The sequence below is a fragment of the Streptomyces coryli genome, from assembly GCF_011044975.1.
Classification (GTDB): domain Bacteria; phylum Actinomycetota; class Actinomycetes; order Streptomycetales; family Streptomycetaceae; genus Streptomyces; species Streptomyces coryli.
The window spans coordinates 1-5,623 of record NZ_JAAKZV010000367.1; the positions used below are offsets into that span (position 1 = coordinate 1).

The 5,623-nt window shown below is 73.5% G+C and carries 5 protein-coding genes; 3 read left to right on the forward strand and 2 right to left on the reverse strand.

What is annotated here, in order from left to right; genetic code table 11:
• Positions 1–447, reverse strand: a 447-nt coding sequence (locus G5C51_RS39385; protein ID WP_165245309.1) for a hemerythrin domain-containing protein, incomplete at its 3' end; no start/stop codon positions are given.
• Positions 448–564: 117 nt separating this feature from the next.
• Between G5C51_RS39385 and G5C51_RS39390 the strand changes: the two genes are divergently transcribed.
• A complete protein-coding gene (locus tag G5C51_RS39390) occupies positions 565–900 on the forward strand; it encodes a DUF8129 domain-containing protein (RefSeq protein ID WP_165245311.1) in 336 nt (111 codons plus the stop codon).
• A gap of 47 nt (positions 901–947) precedes the next feature.
• On the opposite strand, the gene G5C51_RS39395 is transcribed toward G5C51_RS39390, so the two are convergent.
• Positions 948–2,027, reverse strand: a complete 1,080-nt coding sequence (locus G5C51_RS39395) for an NAD-dependent epimerase/dehydratase family protein (RefSeq protein ID WP_165245313.1) — start codon at positions 2,025–2,027, stop codon at positions 948–950.
• A 99-nt stretch (positions 2,028–2,126) separates the two neighbouring features.
• Between G5C51_RS39395 and G5C51_RS39400 the strand changes: the two genes are divergently transcribed.
• The gene (locus tag G5C51_RS39400) at positions 2,127–4,712 is read left to right on the forward strand and encodes an ATP-dependent Clp protease ATP-binding subunit (protein WP_165245315.1); all 2,586 of its coding nucleotides are present in this window, start codon (positions 2,127–2,129) and stop codon (positions 4,710–4,712) included.
• Positions 4,709–5,584 (forward strand): SDR family oxidoreductase, encoded by an 876-nt coding sequence (locus tag G5C51_RS39405; protein WP_165245317.1) that lies wholly within the window; start codon positions 4,709–4,711, stop codon positions 5,582–5,584. The genes G5C51_RS39400 and G5C51_RS39405 overlap by 4 nt, the downstream gene beginning before the upstream one ends.
• The last annotated feature ends 39 nt before the right edge of the window (positions 5,585–5,623 follow it).

Here is a 5,623-nt window from a genome sequence, read left to right on the forward strand (position 1 = left end):
GGTCGGGGCGAGGCGCTTGGCGCGGGCGACCTTTTCGCCGAGTTCCTCGCGCTCTTCCTTGGTGAGGGCCTGGCGCAGTTGCGGGAAGACCTCGCTCTCCTCCTCGGCGACGTGCTCCTTGATCTGCGTCATCAGCTGCGCCACGTCGCGGGCGAAGGCCTCGGAGCCGGGCTCCGCACCGTCGAGCGCGTCCATCGTGCGCTCGGCCGCGGCGTGATCGTCGAGCTCCGAGTCGGCGATCTTCTCGCCGTCCGGGAGGACGCGGCGGATCGCCGGGTAGAGGTGCTGCTCCTCGGCCTCGGAGTGCCGTACCAGCTCAATGATCATGTGGTCGACGAGCTCCCGGCGCTGCGCGCCGTCGGTGCTGCCGTCGAAGGCGGCGAAGAGCCGCTCGACCTCGCGGTGGTCCTCCATCAGGGCGTCGAGTACGTCCTGCTTCCGGGCCATCGTTCCTCCTCGGATGGGTGTGCGTGCCGCCCGGGTGCCCTGCTGCGCCCGGATACAACGCGGTTTTGCCGACACCGCCCACGGGTACCGCGGACGCCCCGAGGAAGGAGATCCACCATGAGCCCCGACCTGCCCCTGCCCGACTACGACCGGCTGCCGCCCGCCGATATGGCGCACCGCATCCGCGCGCTGTCCGCGGCGGAGCTGGAGCGGCTGATCGCGTACGAGCGCGCACACGCGGGGCGGCCGATCGTGATCGAGCAACTGCTCTTCCGGCTGCGCGAGCTGGAGGCCGGCGCCCGGCCGACCGGCGGCGGCGCCGCACCCGGCTCGGTGGCCCCGCCGCCCGACGGCGGCTCACCGGTCACGCCGGACACCTCGGCGCCGTCGATCCACCCGCCGCCGCACGGCACGCCGGATCAGCCGGGCCGGCCGAAGGGCGATCGGCCGTAGCGGTCGGCACAGCTCATACGGGCGGCGCCCGGCTCTTCTTACAGGCCTTACGGGCGCCGCCCGACCCCCGTCGCCAGCTCCCGCAGCCGACCCCCCGGCAGATGCGGATCGAGCGGCGGCGTCGGCAGACCGGCACCCGCGCCCCCCTGGCGCAGCCCGTGCAGGAACTCGGCCACCGCGTCCGTCCCCGAATGCCGCGGTTCCCAGCCCAGCACATCCCGGGCCCGGCCGGTGTCCATCACCGGCAACCGCACCACCGCGTCGAACAGTTGCGGCGCCGCCGGCGTCAGCCGCAGCCGCCACGCCGAGGCCGCCGCCGCCCGCGCGGCGGCTCGCGGGACCCGTACCACCCGGGCGCCCAGCAGCTCCGCAAGAAGGCGCGCATCGATCACCGGTGGCGCCGCGATGTTGAAGGCGCCCGCGGCGTCGCCCAGGACAGCCAGCCGGTAGGCCGCCGCCGCGTCCTCCCCGTGCACCGCCTGAAAGACCAGCCCTCGCACATCCGGCAGCACCGGGATCAGCCCGGGCCGCACCAGCGGCCCCGGCAGGAACGGGCCCGCGAACAGCCGCCGCTGCTGCGCGGCGGTGTGCCGCCGGAAGATGAAGCCGGGCCGCATCCGCACCACCCGCATCGACGGGTGGTCGCGCTCAAAGGTGTCCAGGGCCCGCTCCAGATACGACTTCTCCCGGCAGTACGCGGCCTGCGGCCAGCCGTGCGTCGGCCAGGACTCGTCCACGGCGCGGTCCTTGGGGCCCGGCGAGTACGCGCCCACCGACGACGCGTGCACCAGCGCGGGCACGCCGGCCGCCGCCGCGGCGCCCCAGACCCGCAGGCTGCCGAGGACGTTGGTGGTCCAGGTGACGGCCGGGTCGCGGGAGGGCTGGATCAGCCACGCCAGGTGCACGACGGCGTCGGCACCGGCGAAGGCGTCGGCGAGCTCGGCGTCGCGGTCGGTGCCGATGTCGGCCTGTATCCAGGTGGTCTTCGGGGGCGACCACTCGGGGCGGCGGCGGGCGATGCCGATGATCGAGCCCACGGCCGGATCCCTGGCCAGAGCCTGGACGAGCGCGGTGCCGACGTTGCCGGTCGCACCGGTAATGGCGACCCGCAGGTTCTCGGCTGCCATGGCGGTTCCTTTCCTCGCTCTTTGTTGCGGTACGGGTGCCCCCGAGACCGGGCCGCAGTCGGGTGATTCGGCCACCGCCGGGCTGGACACCCGGCGGACATGACGTACCCGTTCGGCCCCTCAGATCCCTCCGGACCCTCCGACCCCTTCGGCGACTTCCTCGGGCGCCTCTTCGGCGGCGGGCAGGCGGCGCGCGGGCCGCGGCAGGTCGACATCACACGGCTGATGAGCGAGCCGGCGCGGCAGCTCGTGTCGGGCGCCATCACGTATGCCGCCAACCGCGGCTTCGGCGACCTCGACACGGAGCACCTGCTGCGCTCCGCGCTCGCGCAGGAGCCGACCCGCTCGCTGCTCACCGACGCCGGCGCCGATCCGGATGCGATCGCCGAGGAGATCGACCGGCGGCGGAACAAGAGCACGGAGGAGCCCGGCAAGCAGCGGACGGCCGACGGCCGGCGAGCGCTCTCCGTCACCCCGGCCGTCAAGCGCGCCCTGCTCGACTCCGCGGAGCTGGCCCGCGCCTCCGGCGACTCCTACATCGGCCCCGAGCACGTACTCGCGGCGCTGGCCGCCAACCCCGACTCGGCGGCCGGACGCATCCTGGCGGCCGCCCACTTCGGCCCGCCGCGGCAGGCGTCGGGCTTGCCGACGGGGCAGCCCGGGCCGCAGCAGGGGGAGCCGCCGAGAAACGGGCGTGCCCCGGCGGCCGAGAGTGGCACGCCGACGCTCGACAAGTACTCCCGCGACCTCACCGAGATGGCCCGCGAGGGCCGGATCGATCCGGTGATCGGCCGGGAGGAGCAGATCGAGCAGGCCGTCGAGATCCTCTCCCGGCGCGGCAAGAACAACCCCGTGCTGATCGGCGACGCCGGCGTCGGCAAGACCGCGATCGTCGAGGGCCTCGCCCAGCGGATCGCCGGCGGCGAGGTGCCCGACATCCTGCTCGACCGCCGGGTCGTCGCCCTCGACATCTCCGGCGTGGTCGCCGGCACCCGCTACCGCGGCGACTTCGAGGAACGGATGAACGCCATCATCACCGAGATCGGCGCCCACTCCCGCGAACTCATCGTCTTCATCGACGAGTTGCACACGGTCGTCGGCGCCGGCGGCGGCTCCGAGGGTGGCTCCATGGACGCGTCCAACATGCTCAAGCCCGCCCTCGCCCGCGGCGAACTGCACGTCATCGGCGCCACCACCGTCGACGAATACCGCCGCCACATCGAACGCGACGCCGCCCTCGCCCGCCGCTTCCAGCCGATCCTGGTCCCGGAGCCGACGACGGCCGACGCGGTGGAGATCCTGCGCGGGCTGCGCGACCGCTACGAGGCGCACCACCAGGTCCGTTACGACGACGAGGCGCTGCTCGCCGCCGTCGAACTCTCCGACCGCTATCTCACCGACCGCTTCCTCCCGGACAAGGCGATCGACCTGATGGACCAGGCCGGCGCCCGGGTCCGGCTGCGCACGCACACCCGCGGCACCGACGTCCGGGCCCTGGAGAGCGAGGTGGAGCAGCTCACGCGGGACAAGGACCAGGCGGTGGCCGACGAGCAGTACGAGCGCGCCACCGAGCTGCGCGACCGGATCGCCGAGGTCAAGTCCCGGATCGAGGACGGCCGCTCGCAGGCGCGGGTGCCAGGGGACGGCCACGCGACCGTCACCGCCGAGAACATCGCCGAGGTCGTCTCGCGGCAGACCGGCATCCCCGTGGCCAGCCTCACCCAGGAGGAGAAGGAGCGGCTGCTCGGCCTCGCGGAGCATCTGCACCAGCGGGTGATCGGCCAGGACGAGGCCGTCGACGCGGTCGCCGAGGCGGTGCTGCGCTCGCGCGCGGGCCTGGCCGGCGGCGACCGGCCGATCGGCAGCTTCCTCTTCCTCGGCCCGACGGGCGTCGGGAAGACGGAGCTGGCGCGGGCGCTCGCGGAGGCGCTGTTCGGCGCGGAGGAGCGGATGGTGCGGCTCGACATGAGCGAGTACCAGGAGCGGCACACGGTCAGCCGCCTGGTCGGCGCGCCGCCGGGCTATGTCGGCCACGAGGAGGCCGGGCAGCTGACCGAGGCGGTGCGCCGGCACCCGTACAGCCTGCTGCTCCTCGATGAGGTCGAGAAGGCGCACCCGGACGTCTTCAACATCCTGCTCCAGGTCCTGGACGACGGCCGGCTGACCGACGCGCAGGGCAGGACGGTGGACTTCAGCAACGCGGTCGTGGTGATGACCAGCAATCTCGGCTCCGAGGCGATCACCGGCCGCGGCGCCCTCGGCTTCGGCCCCGGCGATACGGAGGCCGACGAGGCGGCCCGCCGCGAACGCACCCTGCGCCCGCTGCGCGACCACTTCCGCCCGGAGTTCCTCAACCGCATCGACGAGATCGTCGTGTTCCGTCAGTTGACCCAGGAACAGCTCCGCCGGATCACCGACCTGCTGCTGGAGGAGACCCGGCGCCGGGCACACGCCCAGGACGTGACGGTGGAGTTCACCGACGCCGCCGTCGACTGGCTGGCCGACCGCGGCTACCAGCCCGAATACGGCGCCCGCCCGCTGCGCCGCACCATCCAGCGCGAGGTCGGCAACCCGCTGTCGCGGCTGCTGCTGCGGGGCGGCGTCCAACAGGGCTCGCGGGTCCGCGTGGATGTCCGCGACGACGCCCTCGTCTTCGAGAACACCGCCGCCGAGGAGGCACCGTGAGCCAGGAACACCCCGCAGAGCTGCACCCGAAACCCGACCTCCCCGCCCAGGACCAGCCGCACCCCGGCTGGACCGGCCCGATGGACCCGCCACCGGACCACGGCGAGGAGTCGTACGAGGGCAGCGGCCGGCTGCGTGACCGCAAGGTGCTGATCACCGGCGGCGACTCGGGCATCGGCCGGGCGGTGGCGATCGCTTACGCCCGCGAGGGCGCGGACATCCTGCTGACGCACCTGGCCCAGGAGACGGACGAGGCCCGGGAGACCGCCCGCTGGGTGGAGGCCGCGGGCCGCAAGGCGGTCGCGGTCGCCTGCGACATCCGGGAGGAGGACAACTGCGCGGAGCTGGCCGCGCGGGCGGCGACGGAATTCGGCCGCATCGACGTGCTGGTGAACAACGCCGCGTACCAGATGTCGCAGCCGGACGGCATCGAGGCGATCCCGACGGAGCAGTTCGACCGGGTGATGCGGACGAACCTGTACGGCATGTTCTGGCTCACGAAGCACGCCCTGCCGCACATCCCGGAGGGCGGCGCCATCGTCAACTCCACCTCGGTGCAGGCCTACAAGCCGAGCCCGCACCTGCTGGACTACGCGATGACGAAGGCGGCGATCGTGGCCTTCACGCACGGCCTGGCGCAGCAGCTGGTGGAGCGGGGCGTGCGGGTGAACGCGGTCGCGCCTGGCCCGGTCTGGACTCCGCTGATCCCGGCCACGCTCCCGGACACGGTGTCGTTCGGCAAGCAGTCCCCGCTGGGCCGCCCGGCGCAGCCGGCGGAGATGGCTCCGGCGTACGTCTACCTCGCCTCGCCGGAGGCGAGCTTCATCACCGGCGAGATCCTGAACGCGACCGGCGGCGTGCCGCTGCCGTAGGAGGGAGACCCTCATGAGCCCCGAAGACCGCCCCAAGCC

Coding starts and splice junctions, on each gene's coding strand:
- G5C51_RS39395 (WP_165245313.1), bottom strand. CDS start 2,027: ATGGCAGCCGAGAACCTGCGGGTCGCCATTACCGGTGCGACCGGCAAC.
- G5C51_RS39390 (WP_165245311.1), top strand. CDS start 565: ATGAGCCCCGACCTGCCCCTGCCCGACTACGACCGGCTGCCGCCCGCC.
- G5C51_RS39400 (WP_165245315.1), top strand. CDS start 2,127: ATGACGTACCCGTTCGGCCCCTCAGATCCCTCCGGACCCTCCGACCCC.